Raw genomic sequence first — 572 nt, 5'->3', positions numbered from 1 at the left:
GCGTCGAAGTGGTTGGCGGTGGTGATGGTGCCGCTGCTGCGCTTCTGCTGCCGGACGCTCCAGTACTGGTAGAACGTCGCGGTGCCGTCGATCGAGGGCTGGTTGACCCGCTGGCTGCGCAGGATGTCGTAGGTGCCGCCGTCGGTGGTGACGGAGCCGAGCCGGGTGGCGCCGCTGCTCGGGTTGTAGCTACCGAAGTTCTCGACGATGTAGTACTCGACCAGCGGGTTACGGGTCCAGCCGTACAGGGCGAGGTAACTGTTGTTGTTGCCCGGGTTGTAGCTGCCCGAGTAGGTGATCGTGCGACGGGTTCCCGGGTTCCAGCCCTTGCCGCCGACCCAGTTGTTGGTGCTCCTGCTCCACGAACTGGTGTAGCGGCCGTTCTCACGCAACACCATGCAGGCGTCGCCGCTGTCCTTCCAGAACGAGAAGAAGAACCCGTTGTGGGTGCCTTCCGTGTTCGAGCAGACCTGCCGGTCAGCCTCGGCCTGGGCGGGGCTGGCCGAGATCGCGACAGTGCCGGTGGTGGCCAACACTGCGGCGAAGGCGGCGGCAGCCAGCATCCTGACGCG

Annotated in this window: 1 protein-coding gene; it reads right to left on the bottom strand. The window is 65.9% G+C overall.

Annotated elements, in window-relative coordinates:
- The coding region (locus tag SM447_RS29630) for a glycoside hydrolase family 11 protein (RefSeq protein WP_474576161.1) at positions 1-572 on the bottom strand (572 nt) is incomplete at both ends.

It is taken from the genome of Micromonospora aridisoli (assembly GCF_056150025.1).
The sequence above is the reverse complement of the archived record's forward strand: the minus strand, read 5'-3'. Positions and strand labels throughout refer to the sequence as shown.